The following is a 15,050-nucleotide window of genomic DNA, read 5'->3' as shown; positions in this document are numbered from 1 at the left end:
CCATCGTCGACACGGCATCCAATGCCTCGGCCTCGGGAGCGGATCGAATCGCCGGAGGCCCGGCCCCTCGCAAGGGGGGCCGGGCACTCCGCGGCACCACCACCCGCAGGGGTGACAAGATCTTCTTCGGCCTGAGCACCGCCTCGGCCGTCTCGATCATGGTGATCCTGGCCGGCGTCGCGATCTTCTTGATCGTCAAGTCCATTCCGGCCATCGTCGCCAACTGGTCGACGAACCCCGAGCTGAACAACGGCCCCACCGCCGGGTTCGCCAACTTCTGGGTCTACGTCGGCCCGCTGCTCTGGGGCACGATCTGGGCATCCGCGATCGCCCTCGTCATCGGCGCCCCCATCGCGATCGGCATCGCCCTCTTCATCTCGCACTACGCCCCGCGCCGTGTCGCGGGGGCGCTCGGCTATCTGGTCGACCTGCTGGCCGCCGTCCCGTCGATCGTGTTCGGCCTGTGGGGCATCATCGTGATCCGGCCCTTCCTGCTGCCGATCACCGACTTCCTCAACCACAACCTCAACTGGTTCCCGCTGTTCTCGGGCCAGGCCTCGAGCACCGGGTCGACGATCCTGGCCGGTGGCGTGGTGCTCGCGGTCATGATCCTGCCGATCATCACCTCGATCTCGCGCGAGATCTTCCTGCAGACCCCGCGTCTGCACGAGGAGGCGGCCCTCGCGCTCGGCGCGACGCGCTGGGAGATGATCCGGATGGCCGTGTTCCCCTACGCGCGCTCCGGGATGGTCAGCGCGACCCTGCTCGGCCTGGGCCGCGCCCTCGGCGAGACGATGGCGATCGCGCTGATCATCTCGCCGTCGATCCTGTTCTCGGTCAAGCTGCTCACCGAGGGGTCGAACTCCCAGACCATCGCGGCCAACATCGCCCTCAACTTCCCGATCGCGACCGATCTGCAGCGCTCGGCGCTGATCGGCACCGGCCTGATGCTGTTCGCCGTCTCGCTCGGGGTCAACATCCTCGCCCGCTACATCGTCTCGGTCACGGGGCCGGGTGCCACCCGCCGCCCCTCACGCGCCGCTCGTCGCGCCGCGAAGACCGCCGCTCTCACGAAGGCTGCCGCGTGACCGCCATCCTGCCCCGGCGCCCCGCGCCCGCCTCGAGCACCAACTCCCTGACCACCGGGCGGCTGCCCCGGTTGTTCGAGCTGTGGCTGCTGCTCACCGTGCTCGTCGTCGTCGCCGTCGCCTTCCTGCTGATGGGATTCAACATCACCGGATGGCTCGTCGTCTCGGCGATCATCTACCTGATCGCGATCGGCGTCGCCTCGAGCATCGTCGAGAACCGGCGCCAGGCCGTCGACCGGGTGGTCCGCGGCCTCGTCACGGTGGCCTTCCTGCTCGCGGTCGCCCCCCTCATCTCCACCCTGTGGACGGTCGTGGCCAAGGGCATCGGACAGCTGAGTTGGACCTTCATCACCCAGCCGGGCGGCTCGCACTTCGACCCGAACACCCTCAAGGTGACCACCACCCCGGGCGCGCTGCAGGCCATCGTGGGCACGCTCGAGATCACGGGGATCGCCGCGGTCATCTCGGTGCCGATCGGCATCCTGACCTCGATCTATCTCGTCGAGTACGCACAGCCGAAACAGCTGCTGCGGCGCATCATCACCTTCCTGGTGGATGTCATGACCGGCATCCCCTCGATCGTCGCGGGTCTGTTCGCCTTCTCGTTCTTCACGCTCATCGTCGGCCCCAAGGCGTTCAGCGGCTTCTCCGCCTCGATCGCCCTCTGCGTGCTGATGATCCCGATCGTCGTGCGCTCGGTCGAGGAGATGCTGCGACTCGTTCCCAACGACCTGCGCGAGGCCTCGTACGCGCTCGGGGTGCCGAAGTCGCTGACGATCACCAAGATCGTGCTGCGCACGGCGATCTCGGGCATCATCACGGGCGTCGTGCTCGCGATCGCCCGCGTGATCGGCGAGACCGCGCCCATCTTCATCGCGGCGAGCTTCACCGACAACTTCAACGCGAACCCGTTCAGCGGGCCCATGCAGACGCTTCCCGTGCTCGCGTACACGGGCTACAAGTTCCCGGGCCAGGACATCGCCGCGTCGGTGAACTCCGCATGGGGTGCGGCGCTGCTGCTCGTCATCCTGGTCGTCATCTTCAATCTCATCGCCCGTCTGGTCGGCCGGATCTTCGCCCCGAAGACCGGCCGGTAGCCGACCAAGAGCCCGCCAGAAAGGCAGCAGCGTGTCCAAGCGCATCGAAGTCAAAGATCTCAACGTCTACTACAGCGACTTCCTCGCGGTCGAGGGCGTCAACATCACGATCGAACCGCGCACCGTCACCGCGCTCATCGGCCCCTCGGGCTGCGGCAAGTCGACCTTCCTGCGCACGCTCAACCGCATGCACGAGGTGATCCCCGGCGCCCACGTGAAGGGCGAGGTCTTCATCGACGGCAACGACCTCTATGCGCCCGGCGTCGATCCGGTTCTGGTGCGGCGTCAGGTCGGCATGGTCTTCCAGCGGGCGAACCCGTTCCCCACGATGTCGATCCGCGAGAACGTGCTGGCCGGCGTCAAGCTCAACAACCGCAAGATCTCGAAGAGCGACAGCGACGACCTGGTCGAGAAGTCGCTCAAGGGCGCCAATCTCTGGAACGAGGTCGCCGACCGGCTCGACAAGCCCGGTGCGAGCCTCTCGGGCGGCCAGCAGCAGCGTCTGTGCATCGCCCGGGCCATCGCGGTGGCTCCGGACGTGGTGCTCATGGACGAGCCGTGCTCGGCCCTCGACCCGATCTCGACCCTCGCGATCGAAGACCTCATCGAGGAGCTCAAGCAGGAGTACACGATCGTGATCGTGACCCACAACATGCAGCAGGCCTCACGGGTGAGCGACAAGACGGCGTTCTTCAACATCTCGGGCGCCGGCAAGCCGGGCAAGCTCATCGAGTACGACGACACCACCACGATCTTCTCGCGACCGAACGTGCAGGCGACCGAGGACTACGTCTCGGGCAAGTTCGGTTGATCGGCATGGTTCGTCAGTTCGTCAGTTCCGGCTCCACCTTCGAAACCCAGATGGGTTACTCCCGTGCGGTCGTCGCCGGCGACTGGGTGTTCGTGTCGGGCACGACCGGCTTCGACTACTCGACCATGACGATCTCCGACGACATCGGCGAGCAGACCCGGCAGGCCTTCGCCAATATCGCAGCGGCTCTCGAGCAGGCGGGCTCCCGCCTCGACGAGGTCGTGCGCGTGACGTACGTGCTGCCCGACGGTGGCCTGTTCGAGCAGTGCTGGCCCGCGATGCGCGACGCCTTCGCCTCGGCACGGCCCGCCGCCATGATGATCGAGGCCGGACTTGCGAGCCCCGAGATGAAGATCGAGATCGAGGTCACGGCGCTCAAGGGCTCCGCCGCCTGAATGGAGCGGACCGAGAAGACTCGGTCTGGACGGCGTGCCCTGAGAAGTGCCGAGCCGCAGAACGCCTCTCGGCGGAAGGCCGCTCGAAGCGGCGGAAATTGGAGCCCGGGGTTACTGCGGCCCGGCGAATCGAGTTTACAGGACCGGATTCTCGGGCCCGCTGAGGTCCGCTGTCGGCGAAGTCAGTCGAGGGTTCCGGCTCGCGACATCCGCGCGCAGGCCGCGAGCTCATCCGCCGTCGTCGTCAAGCGGAGTGCGCGCGTAGTCAGTTCGCTGGCGCGCTCGGGGCTCGCGGCATCCTGATCGTCGGCGACGCTGGATGCCCCGGCCGCCTCCACGCGGCAGAACGCGGCCGCCCGCTCGAGCGCGATCGCGAAGTCCCCCTCGAAGAGCCCCCGCAGGATCCGATCGGCGAGCTCGGTGACCTCCTGCGGCCCGGCCGGGGTGGGCGCGCCCGCGACGACGGCGTCGATCGTGCTGAGCACCTCGGTTCCGCGCTGGAACAGCAGGGCGATGCCGCCGGGATCCTGCCGGATCATCAGCCGGACGAGGTAGATGCGCCAGAGGGCACCCGGCAGGGTGTGCGGTCCCGACCGCGCCCACAGCTCGGCGAGCGCATCGATGCCGTGCTCGTCGGTGTAATGGACCAGACGGTCGACCACGTGCGGATCGTCGGCATCGCGCGCCCGGGCGAGTAGCACGCGCGCGCTCTCGTGCGCGGCACGCATGACGGCGGCCGGATCCTCCCCACCCGCGAACGCCTCGAACTCGCCGCCACCGAAGAAGGCGGGCTTGTGGAAGTCGTCGGCCATGCGATCCAGCCTACGATCCGCCGCGTCGGGCGTCGGCGCCCCACCCTGCTCGCCGCTACGCTGGGACCACGGGCCTGTAGCTCAGTTGGCAGAGCATCGGACTTTTAATCCGCGGGTCGTGGGTTCGAGCCCCACCGGGCCCACACTTGACAGTGCTGGTTAGGGCATTATTCTTCCGGCCACTTGGTACAAAGTCCCCAGCCAACCCGAGGGATGGGAGGCCCAACTCTCTCGAACGTCGCGTCGACCATGCTCTCTCGCCTAGCAGTCATTCGTCTGGTTCACCGGGGCGACCTGACCCTTCTGGTCGCTAAACCAGCACAGCTTCGGCCCGCGCCACCCTCGCGCTTGGCTAAGGGTGCCGGTTGCATGTGGGACCGACCCCAACGGCCAGTCGCCCGCTTGGGCTCCCATGCAGTCTGTCTTCGCACCCACGCTGTAGGGCCACACGTTGCAGAGGCCGTCCAAGACGGCCTGTGTGCCGCCGCTGATGATGCTTGTCGCAGTCCGGCCTTTTGGCGCGGAGATTGTGAATACGATGCCGTAGCCCTGGATGTTTTGCGGATAGCGCAGACCAATCGCGAAACTGGCTTGGTTGCAGGGATCGGAGAGGTCGTTGTAGTCCGCGTACGCTCCGAGACTCTTGGGCGCGGTCACGCCGTCCGGACGGATCACTTGCCAGTTCAAATTCTGGTTCTGGGCCGCCAGGCTCGCCTTATAGGCGTAGTCAACGTCTGTTCCGTCCGGCAGGAAGCACGACGTGCGAGTGCCCCGATCTCCGTTCGGATCGTACATGTTGACCTCGAACTCAATGCCCCAGTCTGACGGAAGAAGCCAAGGGGCATCGGCGCCGAGCCACCAGTAGCTCGACGAGATGTCCACCCGGTTCGGTGCGCTGTAGGTCGTCAAGTAAACGTTCGCCTGGGCAGGTCGCCAGTCGCCGGACTGCACCGAGGCGGGGCTCGCCACCTTGCTCGTCTGGGACGTGGGTCGTGTGGTCAGCTTCTGAATTCGCGGGCTGAATGTCGCGGGCCGCGGCACAAACGCAGGGGTCAAAGTGTTGATCGACGGTGCGATCTTCGCCGATAGCCCGGCTGGCTGGGAGCCGACCGGCACCGTGGTTGCGACCACCAGCCCGGTCGCTGCCGGCGTCGTCGCGAAGGAGGAGTCAAACTTCGCCTCGAACTCGGCAGGGGTTTGTGTGGAGGCGAAGTAGTACTCGCCGGAGACTTCCGGATTGTCGTAGGCGATGCCGAGGACCGTCCCCGCGTAGCTGCCTGCCGCGGTCACCGCATCGTCGAACGAAACCGGACTGCTAAACGGAACGATCTCTGTGGTGGGGTCGCCCGGATTCGGCGCCACCGTGGGCGTTTCGGGATTGGTTTCGTCAGCCACGGCGGGGACCACGCCACTCCAAATGAGGGCGAGTGTCAGCGTTCCAGCAGCGATACCGACGTACTCTGCCCGCGCAGGTATCCCTGCGTCACGAACAAGATCACTGCGGCCAGGGCCGCAATGATTCCGACGGCGAGAACGACTGAGAGGGTCGGGCTAGGCATCTCCATGACAAATCCTCCACTCGTCATCGGAAAACGGCAGACCAGACCCGTCGGCCACCACGACCACGACCCAGTCCCGCCCTCCGGCACAACCGTGGCCAAATCGAGGTCTGGCCAGAGAGCCTGAAGGCAGCTGTAGTCAGGGTTAGGGGTTCTCAGCCATGCGACCAGAACCACGATTAATGCCACTCCGCCGACTACCGCAGCCATCCATGCGGCAACCAACATCCCAACCTGCGACTTCATGGTCCCCCGCCCGTCCCCTCACAAAACATCCAGGGAAGCTATGGGTAGCTATGGGTAGCTATGGGTAGCTATGGGTAGCTATGGGTAGCTATGGGTAGCCTATGCGAGCGCATGTCAGCTTTACAGTCGACCGTTTGGGGGACTCAGGGTGCACCAATTCCGCACCGGCTCAGTGCCGAGCCCTGCGCGGCTCGGGCGCCTGAACCCGAGCACGCCGCCGAATGAACATACTTCATCGATTTTGAAGAAATCGACGTTGTTGCACCCGCAGAACTCGAGACCGGTGAACGAATAGCTATCCTGTCCAACCGCGGTGTCAATCTACTTGTCCAAAGATGGCTCCACCACAACTCGCGGGTCGTTGTTCCTACAATCACCATCAATAGGCAGGCGTCGGGACCATTTGAGGAAGCTGATCTCATCCAAGAGGCCTGTGACGTGCTAGTCGAGGCTGGAAGAGCTCTTGAAGAGGCCCACACGCTTGTAGATGAATGGCTAGGGGATTCAACAGGCGAAAGCCCAGCTTCCCCCCGCGACTTGCTCTCGGACCCGCAACAGCGAAGTGTGGTCAGGTCGGCTCTTCGACGCCAACTAAAGACTTGGATCAGCTAAGGCGGCGCGGGTAGTTGGCAACCCTCTGCCGACTACCCGATTTTTAACACGTCACGGCAGTTGGCCGACGCGAGTCAGGCCGTGGACATACCCTCAAGCAGGCGCGCCACACAACACCGGAGCCGCCAGGGCATTCGCCCATTGATCTCCTATTGTCGTTTGGCTATATTAGTTCAATGCAGTTGAGCGTCTCAGAATTCGCCGAAGCCCGTGGGGTCTCACGGCAGCGCGCGCTTGCCTTGATCAGCGCCGGGCAAGTCAAGGCGCAACGCGTGGGACGCTCCTGGGTGATCGATCAGCAGGAAGTCAACCGGCGAGCGGCGCGGGGGCGACCGTTGAGCGCACGGATGGCCGAGCTGATTATCCACGCCATGTCTGGCGACGTCCCCGAGCGGCTCGACCCTCAAGAACGGTTCTTCCTCGGTAAGTATGTCGATCGCCTGCGCAGAGACGAGAGTCCTCTCGAGCTTTTGCACTCGTGGCTACGGTCGCGCCAGATTCGGGTCGTGGATGTCGGGGCGAACCCCGCCGACATCCCCGAGATCGCCGCGGACCGCCGGGCCGTCGCATCCGGAATCAGCGATCCTCGCGCCGGGATGTCTGCCGCGCGTGAGTTCGAGGGCTACATCGAGGCTGCGGACCTCGAGCGATTCCTTCGGGACAACCTGTTGGTCGAGTCGGCTTCACTGAACGTGCGGCTCCACGTTGTGGGCCGGAAGCCCGCCGATCCGGTTCCACTTGGGCTGATCATCGCCGACCTCGCGGACTGGAACCGTCCACGAGAGGACGGTCGCGCACTCGATCTGATGCGAGGCGTCTCGTGGCCTCACTAGTCCTGCCTCCCATGACGCCGAAGCAGGAGGCGTCGTGGCATGGCATCATCGCCGTCTCGAGGCGCATCCGCGGAGGCTGGTGCCTGGTCGGCGGTCCGAGCCCCACCGGGCCCACTGTTGACAGTGGTACTTGCCGGACGTCGAGCTCGTGCCAGTCCTCCTGGCGGCTCTGTTCCACGGAGTGCTGGTCACGCGAACGTTCGTCCCCCGGCGACCGCTCGGAGCGCCATCGCCTCGCATATGGAGTTGCCAATGACTCGGGACAACGCCGACACCGGCCCCTGAGGGCACGGCCGATGGTCTTGAGCGTCTCCGGCAAGCCGCCTAGCCGAGCGTTAGTGAGCTAGATTCACGGTGTGGGGTCCGAAGGTTCAGCACCGCGAGGTTTCAGTCGCGAATGGTGGCTTCTCGGCGGCCGCCCCAAGCCGTGGGCGCACGCAGCGCTCGCCTTCGGCGCCGGAGCGGCGCTGTACGCCATCGCGCAGTACGCACTCGTCGCACTGTTCGTTGTTGGGCCTCTTCTCGCGAGCGGGTTCGCGGTGCTGGGCGTCATCATCGCAGCGATCACGTTCGGCGCTCTCGGCGTCGGCTTCCTCGGCCGCGCTTCGGGCGGATGGCTTGCGTTCACATCCCTAGCCTGGGCGGGTGGTTCGGCGCTTGCGTTCGCGCTCGGACTGTCGAGTCGTGACGGGCAACTCGATCGTTGGCTTTGGTTCCCGCCTCTGCTGGCGGGAATCATCCCGTTCGCTATCGCCTTGCTGGCGCACCGGGGGCCAACCCGCGCTATCGCCGGCCTTCTGCTGGCAGTGGCGGCCACGACGGGGATCGTGGCGCTGGCTGTCGGCAGTTACGACCACCACCTCGCGGAGGGTCAGCGGCGCTTCGGATCGACTGTGCGCCCCGAGGTCACAACCGTCGCAGGCACACAGCCAGCACAGGTACTGGCTTACCCAGGATCCAGCGCGACAGTCGGCCGCTATCTGACCGCGAAGCGGCAAGCGAATGGCGACTATCCAGTCCTTTTCACCCTTCTCACCGAGCCAAGACCCGGGTCGGCGTGCGGTGCCCCACTCGCGGGGAACTCTGGCACCGAGGCGGAGATGACGTGCAGCCGTTCGGGCAAGCTCTGGATCCGTACGAGCGCGACAAGGCACGAAGTCGCAGCCGTCCTCGACGGGTACCTCGTGCGAGCCGTCGGGTCGACCTCAACGTCCGAGTCCCTGCTCAGAGCGGCGATCGATCATGCTCGGCCGATGAGCGCCTGGGACTACGAAGCGCTTCTGAACGACCAATTTTAAACGCGAGGCTCGCGGGGCTTGCACGAAGGAAGATACCTTCCTATGGTTAGGCCATGCCCAGTCGCCCGGTTGGAAGGCTGCTCGATCTCGAGTACCGCATCCTGCAAACCTGTATGGATCTCGAAGCCGCAGACGAGCCGGTGTACGGTTTCGTTCTGGCCCGACGGATGTCGGAAGCCGAGGGCGACCGCGGTCTAGTCGGCCATGGAACTCTCTACAAGGCGTTGGGCCGGCTGTCGAAGATGGGCATGCTGGAGTCGAACTGGGAGATACCGACCGAAGGAGACGAAGGGCGCCCTCGACGACGGTTCTACCGCGTCACGGGAGAGGGTGCGAAGGCTGCCGCATTGAGACCCTCCGAAGTCAAAGCGTCGCCCGCTCGGACGGCACTCGCATGACCAACCACAACGCACAGTCGAGAGTCGATCGCTGGTGTGCCGTCTATACGCGAGGTCTTCCCGAGGAGGTCGCCTCGGAGCGCAGGGAGGAACTAGCCGCGGATGTTCTCGACCACACCGAGTGGAGTGCATTCCAGGGAAATAGGCCGCGTGCAATCGCACGCGCGATCACGTGGCGAACGATCAAGGGGATCCCGTCGGACCTTGCGTGGCGACGCGCACAACTCAGAGCGGTCGACTCGGCGGGATATCGAATGCGACCCTTCGACGGCTGGCTGCTGCTTGGGGCCACTGCACTTGGGATAGGACTCGTCGCTCTTGCACTGACCGCCGTTATCCGTGACGGGAATGGAATCCTCATTGGCGACGCTTCTGCGATGCCGACGCTCGTTGCCGCACTCGGGATCATGTGCGGGCTGCTGCTTCTACTCCGCGAACAGACCCGACCGCTCGGATCGCTTTGGATCGCTGCCGGCGCTCCCGTCGTCGTCACCGTCGGCGTAGGACTTCTGGCCAAGAACACGACCCTGCTGTTCTACGTATCCCAATCGACGCCCCTGTGGGGAGTCGGACAGGCGTCGATAGCGACCTGCGTTGCGGTGTTCTATATCGCGGCGACGGCATGGTGGACGCCGGAACGCAGGAAGTCCTCGTCCCGATGAGGCGGCCGGTCATCGCGGGCATCGCTATCGGAGCAGCCACCGTTCTCGTAGCAGGCACGATCGCGGGAGTTGTCGCCTACCAGAGTGCGACGTCGAAGCTCCCCCACTCAGCGCCCGCGCCCCTCACCGCGACTCAGCTGGCCGACTATCAGCACGTGGTCGAGAGTTGGCCCTATCCGTTCGCACCGGGTGACGCAGTGCCGAAGTCGCCGCCGCCTCTCTCCGGTAACCCGCCCTCGCCCCAGAGCGACCGAGCCTTCATTTCGTTCTTCTATCAGTGCTCGTGGGTGAACGAGGTCATCGGCGGAAGGGCAAGCGCGCGCTCGACGGCATTGATCAGCTTGAGGGCCTGGAACGACCTCCCCGTTTCCGTATCCAGTGCAGACAACTCCGATGGAGCCTGGAAGGCAACGATCCTCCTTCCCGCCGAAAACGGGAACTTGAAGCCCTTGGAGGACTACTTCAAGACCTGTAAGGCATACCAGTCCTACCGGACTAAACCTGGTACGGGCATCGTCGTCAACAAGCCGCTGCCCAATCCTTTGGCGACCCCCAGTGCGACTCCCGGTGCGATCCCCACCTCTTCTCCGAGTAAGCGAGCCTCCGTCGGGACCGACATGGTCGGCAAGTACCACGTGGAGATTCCCGTCGACAACGGACCCGAGAACTACGCAACCGGGACCGTCACCCTCGATTCGGCCGGACATCCCGCTGCCTATGTTGTGGCGTCCGGCGACGTCATCGACTACATCGCCGATCGCTTCGGCTTCTTCTCTCCGAGCGGTGAAGGGTTCGACTACCTCAACACGATCAACCAGGTTCGACGGGGTGGATACCCGTGGACCATCTATGCCGGGGACACGCTGAATCTCTCGGCCTACACGATCCTCAACGTGGGAAGCATCGACGGCAAAGTCCTCAACGAGGCGCCGCCCGATCCGATGCCGGCTCAGCGATAGCCGTGCCCACATTTTTCCCACAGTCGTAAGAGAATCCATGTCATTGGACTGATGCCAATGTCATCCAAAAGTGCCGTATTTTCGGGCTTTTTGAAGCGCTACCTTGGTACAACGCCACCCTCAGCACGGCGCACCGTTCGGTAGGCTCCACCATCATGGAGATCCGCGATGACGGCTCGGGCTGCTTCGTCCGGCTCACACCCATCGGCTACCAGTACAAGAATCCAAGCGGCGATCCCTACGACGACAACTGGCTGATCATCAAAGGACGAGTCCAAGATCGCCATCAGGCGTGGACGTTCCAGGACCCCGCCCTACTCGTGGATGAGGCCCACTCCATCGCGCGTTGGCTGAGGGCGGCTGCGGCCGGCCACGGTACGCAGATGGAGGTCGGCGCCGACGGCCTGCCTTTGCCGAGCCTTCAGATGATCGAGCCGAACATCGGCCTGGGGCTGGTCGAGTTCACCCCCACCGCGGTCACGGTGCGATTCTTCCTGTCGTTGGAGTCGGCTCCGCCATCGAGCGTCGAGAGCGTCGAGGTCGACATGGAGTACTCCCTCGACCTGACGACCGCTCCGGGCAATCTGGAGCGGGCGGCCAAGGAGTGGGAAGACCAGCTAGCCCAGTTCCCCTATCGGGGTTGATTCGGCCCGGGGCAGAGGGGCGATCCGCGCACGAGGCGGTCGGCCGCCACGCCCAGATCTGGCCCAGTGGGTTGCGACTTCTCGGATCAGGCCGCGTCATCTGAACTCGAGAGCGCTCGAATCGCGACGCCCGGCCATTTCGATCCCGCCTGACACCGACCGCTCCGGCGCGCTGAGTCCATCCGACTGGAGCTGCGCGGCGCCTGGCAATGCGAGTGATCCGCCAGTATGGGCTTGTGAGCGCACGAGACTTCCTCTGGAGTCTGCGCTGGCGCCTCAGCGTGGCGACACGCCGCCTTCGTGGGATTCGCGGCGATTTCGAACAAGGCGAGCTCAGTGCCCGCGCGGCCGCGCTCACGTCGAGATGGGTGACGCGGTGGCCGGAGTTCGCCCCCAGCCCAACCGGCCAAACGCATCTTCACTCGCGCTACTCCGGCGAATTCATCCGCTTCCACAGCCTGCCCGACGCCGGTACTCGACCGTTTACACCCGAGGAGATGGTGGAGGCAATACGCCGCCACATGACCGCACTCGAGGACCTGGTAGAACTCGCGGGCGACTCGACCCTCGTCGTCGTCGCAGCCGACTGGGGAAGGAACGACCTCTTCGGCGCATGGAGCAGGAGTGTCTTTCCAGGCTCGTGGCCCTGGCTCTCATGGCGCGACACGCGCGACGAAGAGGGTGACCCGCTCACTTACTTCTGGGTGACCCCCGTCACCGAACTCGCCAAACTGAAGCATTCCTTAGAGCGAGTCGTGGAAGAGGACGGCCAGATCTACATCACCGACGACGGCATGAACTGGCTCTACCACCCGTACGACGGCGGTGCTGACATCTACTTGACCTCGATCGACGATGCGAACACGCTCCGTGCGCGACACGAGCACTGGCGACCAGGCGACTAGTCGACTGGTGCGCAACTCTGCAGCCTTGAAATCGTTCAGCAGTTGCGCCCGCTGAACGACGTACCTGGGAACTCTGTCCGTCAGCTGGTCGGCACCCGAACGCCGGCCATGCCGCCATCGACGGCCAGCAGTGTCCCCGTGGTGGACGATGACAGAGGCGACGCCAGGTAGACGATCGCCTGGGCCACCTCCGACGCCGTGACGAGGCGCCCCATCGGCTGCCGCGCGCGAAGGGCCGCGGCGGCGGCTTCGGCGTCGTCGGCCTCTCCGAGCAGTCGTCCGACCCACGGCGTGTCCGCGGTGCCGGGCGTCACCGCGTTGACTCGGATACCTTCGGCGACGTGGTCGGCTGCCATCGCGAGGGTCACCGATGCGACCGCTCCCTTGCTCGCCGAGTAGAGCGCTCGGTTCGGCACGCCGACCACGGCGACCACCGAGCAGGTGTTGACGATCGCGGCATGCTCGGACCTGCGCAGGTGCGGCAGGGCGGCGCGACTGACCCGGGCGAGTCCGACGACGTTGACATCGAGCACGCGGTGCCATTCGTCGTCGTCGTTCGCGGCGATGTCACCGGACGCGCCGATCCCGGCGTTGTTGATGACGATGTCGAGACCGCCGAAGTGGTCGATGACCGCTCCGACGGCCGCGTCGACCTGAGCGGCATCCGTGATGTCGCAGACGACGCCGAACTGCGACTCGGGGATGTTCGCGACGCTCCGATCGAGCACGGCGACTCGAGCGCCGCGCTCGACCAGGAGGGCGGCGGTTGCCTCACCGATCCCGGATGCTCCTCCGGTGACGATGGCGACGAGGTTGTTGAACTCGGTCATGGGCTCTCCTTCGAGCGGATCAGATGCGGGGGTCGACGTGGATCTTGGGGCCGAGACCTGCGCCCAGCGGGCGCTCTCCGGCCAGGACCGCTCCGACGCCGTCGAGTCCGACGGTGGCGGCGACGAGGGGACGAGGATCGACCGCTCCCGCTGCGTACTGTTCGACGGTTCCGGCGAGCCCCGGTGAAGCGCTGAGCACTCCCACCGCGGTGACGTCCTTGAGGGCGATCGTCCGGGTGTCGACCAGCGACGGGCTGCCGGCGAGCCCGACGTAGACGACCCGGCCGGCCGGCTCCACCAGGTCGAGAGCTTTCGCGGGGAGAGCCGGTGTGTTCGAGGCGTCGATGACGGCATCCCAGGGCAGCACGGGGAGTTCGTCCTCGGTCCAGACCCCGTCGAAGCCGAGGGCGCGGGCGCATTCGAGGGATCGCGGCGAGCGACCCATCAGGTGGACTTCGGCCCCCTCGGCCTTGGCGAACATGGCGACGAGGAGCCCGATCGTTCCGGGGCCCAGGACCAGCAGGCGGTCGCCTTGCTGCAGCTTGGCGCCCCAGACGGAGCGCAGTGCGTTGCCACCCGGTTCCACGAGCGCACCGAGGGTGTCATCGACGGTGTCAGGAAGGGGGTGGAGCGCCGTGACCGGCACGGCGAGCTGTTCGGCCAGCGCTCCGGGGAAGCCGCCCCGGATGCCGACCTCGTATCGGAACTCGCAGACATGCTGATTGCCCCGGAGGCACCGACGGCAGATGCCGCAGCCGAGCATGGTGTCACCGGTGACGCGACGCCCGATCCACGCTGGGTCGACCCCTTCTCCGATCGAGGCGACGGTCCCCATCCATTCGTGACCGATGCGCAGCGGGTACTCGGCGAAGCCGTCGTGCAGGTACTGCATCCCGCCGGTGAAGAACTCGACGTCGGTGCCGCATACGCCCGCCCGTTGCACGTCGATGACGACATGACCGGGCTCGGCGACGGGTGGAGCGACGTCCTGGACCTCGAACTCGCGAGGCCCGGTCAGCACGAACGCGCGCATCAGCGAGGGGCGATGACGGTCTGGCGCTGCGATCCGAGGCGGTCGATGCCGAGCTCCATGACGTCGCCGGGCTGCAGCCAGACCTGCGGGTTGAAACCCATGCCGACTCCGGGGGGCGTCCCGGTGTTGATGAGGTCTCCGGGTTCGAGCACCATGAACTGGCTGAGGTAGTGGACGATGAAGTACGGATCGAAGATCATCGTCGAGGTCGAGCCGGTCTGGCGGCGCACGCCGCTGACGTCGAGCCACATCCCCAGGTCGAGCACGTTCGGGATCTCGTCGGGCGTCACCAGCCACGGGCCGGCCGGGTTGAACGTCTCGGCGGATTTGCCCTTCGACCACTGCCCGTTCCGCTCGAGCTGGAAGGCGCGCTCGCTGACGTCGTTCACGACGCAGAAGCCGGCGATCGCCTCCTTGGCGTCCTCGACCGAGTCGAGGTAGCTGATCCGCTTGCCGATGACGATGCCCAGCTCGACCTCCCAGTCCGGCTTCGTCGAGCCGCGCGGGATCCGCACCTCGTCGTTCGGGCCGATGAGCGTGTTGGGCGACTTGGTGAAGAGGATCGGCTCGTCGGGGACAGCCTGACCGGTCTCGGCGGCGTGGTCACGGTAGTTGAGCCCGATGCACAGGATCTGGTGCGGCCGGGCGATCGGCGCGCCGATGCGTTCGCCGTCGAACGTCGAGACGCGTCCGCGCTCGACCCGTGAGGCGACGACGTCAGCCAGGCCGGCGAGCAGTCCGCTGCCGAAGAACTGCTCGTCGAAGTCGCCGACGACATCCGACAGGTCGACGTACGTGTCGTCATCGATGCGGGCGACGGGCTTCTCAGAGCCGGAGGCTCCGATGCGCATGAGGTGCATGTGGTTCC

Annotated in this window: 16 protein-coding genes and 1 tRNA gene; 12 read left to right on the top strand and 5 right to left on the bottom strand. The window is 65.6% G+C overall.

Annotated elements, in window-relative coordinates; genetic code table 11:
• Nucleotides 1-47: 47 nt before the first annotated feature.
• Genes pstC through ACFPJ4_RS12835 form a run of 4 tightly spaced genes read left to right on the top strand, consistent with a single transcriptional unit; the run spans nt 48 to nt 3,391 of the window.
• Nucleotides 48-1,088: a phosphate ABC transporter permease subunit PstC gene (gene pstC, locus ACFPJ4_RS12850; protein ID WP_386740911.1), complete on the top strand. Its 1,041-nt coding sequence runs from the start codon at nt 48-50 to the stop codon at nt 1,086-1,088.
• Nucleotides 1,085-2,185 (top strand): phosphate ABC transporter permease PstA, encoded by a 1,101-nt coding sequence (gene pstA, locus ACFPJ4_RS12845; RefSeq protein ID WP_386740842.1) that lies wholly within the window; start codon nt 1,085-1,087, stop codon nt 2,183-2,185. The genes pstC and pstA overlap by 4 nt, the downstream gene beginning before the upstream one ends.
• A 31-nt stretch (nt 2,186-2,216) precedes the next feature.
• Nucleotides 2,217-2,996 (top strand): phosphate ABC transporter ATP-binding protein PstB, encoded by a 780-nt coding sequence (gene pstB / locus ACFPJ4_RS12840; RefSeq protein WP_386740841.1) that lies wholly within the window; start codon nt 2,217-2,219, stop codon nt 2,994-2,996.
• Between the two features lie 5 nt (nt 2,997-3,001).
• Nucleotides 3,002-3,391 (top strand): RidA family protein, encoded by a 390-nt coding sequence (locus tag ACFPJ4_RS12835; RefSeq protein ID WP_386740840.1) that lies wholly within the window; start codon nt 3,002-3,004, stop codon nt 3,389-3,391.
• 182 nt (nt 3,392-3,573) lie between these two features.
• Here the strand turns inward: ACFPJ4_RS12835 and ACFPJ4_RS12830 are convergent, their stop codons facing one another.
• Entirely contained in the window at nt 3,574-4,203 is a 630-nt protein-coding gene (locus ACFPJ4_RS12830) for a DNA-directed RNA polymerase subunit beta (protein ID WP_386740839.1), read from the bottom strand.
• 70 nt (nt 4,204-4,273) lie between these two features.
• On the opposite strand from ACFPJ4_RS12830, the gene ACFPJ4_RS12825 reads away from it, so the two are divergent.
• Nucleotides 4,274-4,346 (top strand) — tRNA-Lys (locus tag ACFPJ4_RS12825).
• Between the two features lie 118 nt (nt 4,347-4,464).
• On the opposite strand, the gene ACFPJ4_RS12820 is transcribed toward ACFPJ4_RS12825, so the two are convergent.
• Nucleotides 4,465-5,598, bottom strand: coding sequence for a hypothetical protein (locus ACFPJ4_RS12820; protein ID WP_386740838.1), 1,134 nt, complete (start codon nt 5,596-5,598; stop codon nt 4,465-4,467).
• A 1,198-nt stretch (nt 5,599-6,796) separates the two neighbouring features.
• On the opposite strand from ACFPJ4_RS12820, the gene ACFPJ4_RS12815 reads away from it, so the two are divergent.
• From ACFPJ4_RS12815 to ACFPJ4_RS12785, 7 genes are all read left to right on the top strand, one after another.
• Nucleotides 6,797-7,453 (top strand): helix-turn-helix domain-containing protein, encoded by a 657-nt coding sequence (locus ACFPJ4_RS12815; protein ID WP_386740837.1) that lies wholly within the window; start codon nt 6,797-6,799, stop codon nt 7,451-7,453.
• Between the two features lie 356 nt (nt 7,454-7,809).
• Nucleotides 7,810-8,751: a hypothetical protein gene (locus tag ACFPJ4_RS12810; RefSeq protein ID WP_386740836.1), complete on the top strand. Its 942-nt coding sequence runs from the start codon at nt 7,810-7,812 to the stop codon at nt 8,749-8,751.
• Nucleotides 8,752-8,804: 53 nt separating this feature from the next.
• Nucleotides 8,805-9,149 carry a PadR family transcriptional regulator gene (locus ACFPJ4_RS12805; RefSeq protein ID WP_386740835.1) on the top strand — a complete coding sequence of 115 codons (345 nt, stop codon included), beginning with the start codon at nt 8,805-8,807 and terminating at the stop codon, nt 9,147-9,149.
• Nucleotides 9,146-9,811 carry a hypothetical protein gene (locus tag ACFPJ4_RS12800; protein ID WP_386740834.1) on the top strand — a complete coding sequence of 222 codons (666 nt, stop codon included), beginning with the start codon at nt 9,146-9,148 and terminating at the stop codon, nt 9,809-9,811. Before ACFPJ4_RS12805 ends, ACFPJ4_RS12800 begins: the two co-directional genes overlap by 4 nt.
• On the top strand, nt 9,772-10,770 hold the full coding sequence (locus ACFPJ4_RS12795) for a hypothetical protein (RefSeq protein WP_386740833.1): 999 nt from the start codon (nt 9,772-9,774) through the stop codon (nt 10,768-10,770). The genes ACFPJ4_RS12800 and ACFPJ4_RS12795 overlap by 40 nt, the downstream gene beginning before the upstream one ends.
• 155 nt (nt 10,771-10,925) lie before the next feature.
• Nucleotides 10,926-11,414, top strand: a complete 489-nt coding sequence (locus tag ACFPJ4_RS12790; RefSeq protein WP_386740832.1) for a WapI family immunity protein — start codon at nt 10,926-10,928, stop codon at nt 11,412-11,414.
• Between the two features lie 236 nt (nt 11,415-11,650).
• Complete coding sequence (locus ACFPJ4_RS12785) at nt 11,651-12,319, top strand: DUF3885 domain-containing protein (protein WP_386740831.1); 669 nt, start codon at nt 11,651-11,653, stop codon at nt 12,317-12,319.
• A gap of 80 nt (nt 12,320-12,399) precedes the next feature.
• Here ACFPJ4_RS12785 and ACFPJ4_RS12780 read toward each other — a convergent pair whose 3' ends face one another.
• From ACFPJ4_RS12780 to ACFPJ4_RS12770, 3 genes are read right to left on the bottom strand one after another with little or no spacing between them, the layout of a single operon-like run.
• The gene (locus ACFPJ4_RS12780; protein ID WP_386740830.1) at nt 12,400-13,149 is read right to left on the bottom strand and encodes an SDR family NAD(P)-dependent oxidoreductase; all 750 of its coding nucleotides are present in this window, start codon (nt 13,147-13,149) and stop codon (nt 12,400-12,402) included.
• A 19-nt stretch (nt 13,150-13,168) separates the two neighbouring features.
• The gene (locus ACFPJ4_RS12775) at nt 13,169-14,170 is read right to left on the bottom strand and encodes a zinc-dependent alcohol dehydrogenase (protein WP_386740829.1); all 1,002 of its coding nucleotides are present in this window, start codon (nt 14,168-14,170) and stop codon (nt 13,169-13,171) included.
• 11 nt (nt 14,171-14,181) lie between these two features.
• Nucleotides 14,182-15,042: a fumarylacetoacetate hydrolase family protein gene (locus ACFPJ4_RS12770; protein ID WP_386740828.1), complete on the bottom strand. Its 861-nt coding sequence runs from the start codon at nt 15,040-15,042 to the stop codon at nt 14,182-14,184.
• Nucleotides 15,043-15,050 lie beyond the last annotated feature (8 nt).

It is taken from the genome of Lysinimonas soli (assembly GCF_042655435.1).
Classification (GTDB): Bacteria; Actinomycetota; Actinomycetes; order Actinomycetales; family Microbacteriaceae; genus Lysinimonas; species Lysinimonas soli.
This window is presented reverse-complemented; position numbering and strand designations above follow the sequence as displayed.

Bases quoted from the DNA above. Each gene is read 5' to 3' on its own strand.
- ACFPJ4_RS12830 (WP_386740839.1), bottom strand. From the start codon at position 4,203: ATGGCCGACGACTTCCACAAGCCCGCCTTCTTCGGTGGCGGCGAGTTC.
- ACFPJ4_RS12790 (WP_386740832.1), top strand. From the start codon at position 10,926: ATGGAGATCCGCGATGACGGCTCGGGCTGCTTCGTCCGGCTCACACCC.
- ACFPJ4_RS12835 (WP_386740840.1), top strand. From the start codon at position 3,002: ATGGTTCGTCAGTTCGTCAGTTCCGGCTCCACCTTCGAAACCCAGATG.
- ACFPJ4_RS12770 (WP_386740828.1), bottom strand. From the start codon at position 15,042: ATGCACCTCATGCGCATCGGAGCCTCCGGCTCTGAGAAGCCCGTCGCC.
- ACFPJ4_RS12800 (WP_386740834.1), top strand. From the start codon at position 9,146: ATGACCAACCACAACGCACAGTCGAGAGTCGATCGCTGGTGTGCCGTC.
- ACFPJ4_RS12815 (WP_386740837.1), top strand. From the start codon at position 6,797: ATGCAGTTGAGCGTCTCAGAATTCGCCGAAGCCCGTGGGGTCTCACGG.
- ACFPJ4_RS12805 (WP_386740835.1), top strand. From the start codon at position 8,805: ATGCCCAGTCGCCCGGTTGGAAGGCTGCTCGATCTCGAGTACCGCATC.
- ACFPJ4_RS12795 (WP_386740833.1), top strand. From the start codon at position 9,772: ATGGTGGACGCCGGAACGCAGGAAGTCCTCGTCCCGATGAGGCGGCCG.
- ACFPJ4_RS12780 (WP_386740830.1), bottom strand. From the start codon at position 13,149: ATGACCGAGTTCAACAACCTCGTCGCCATCGTCACCGGAGGAGCATCC.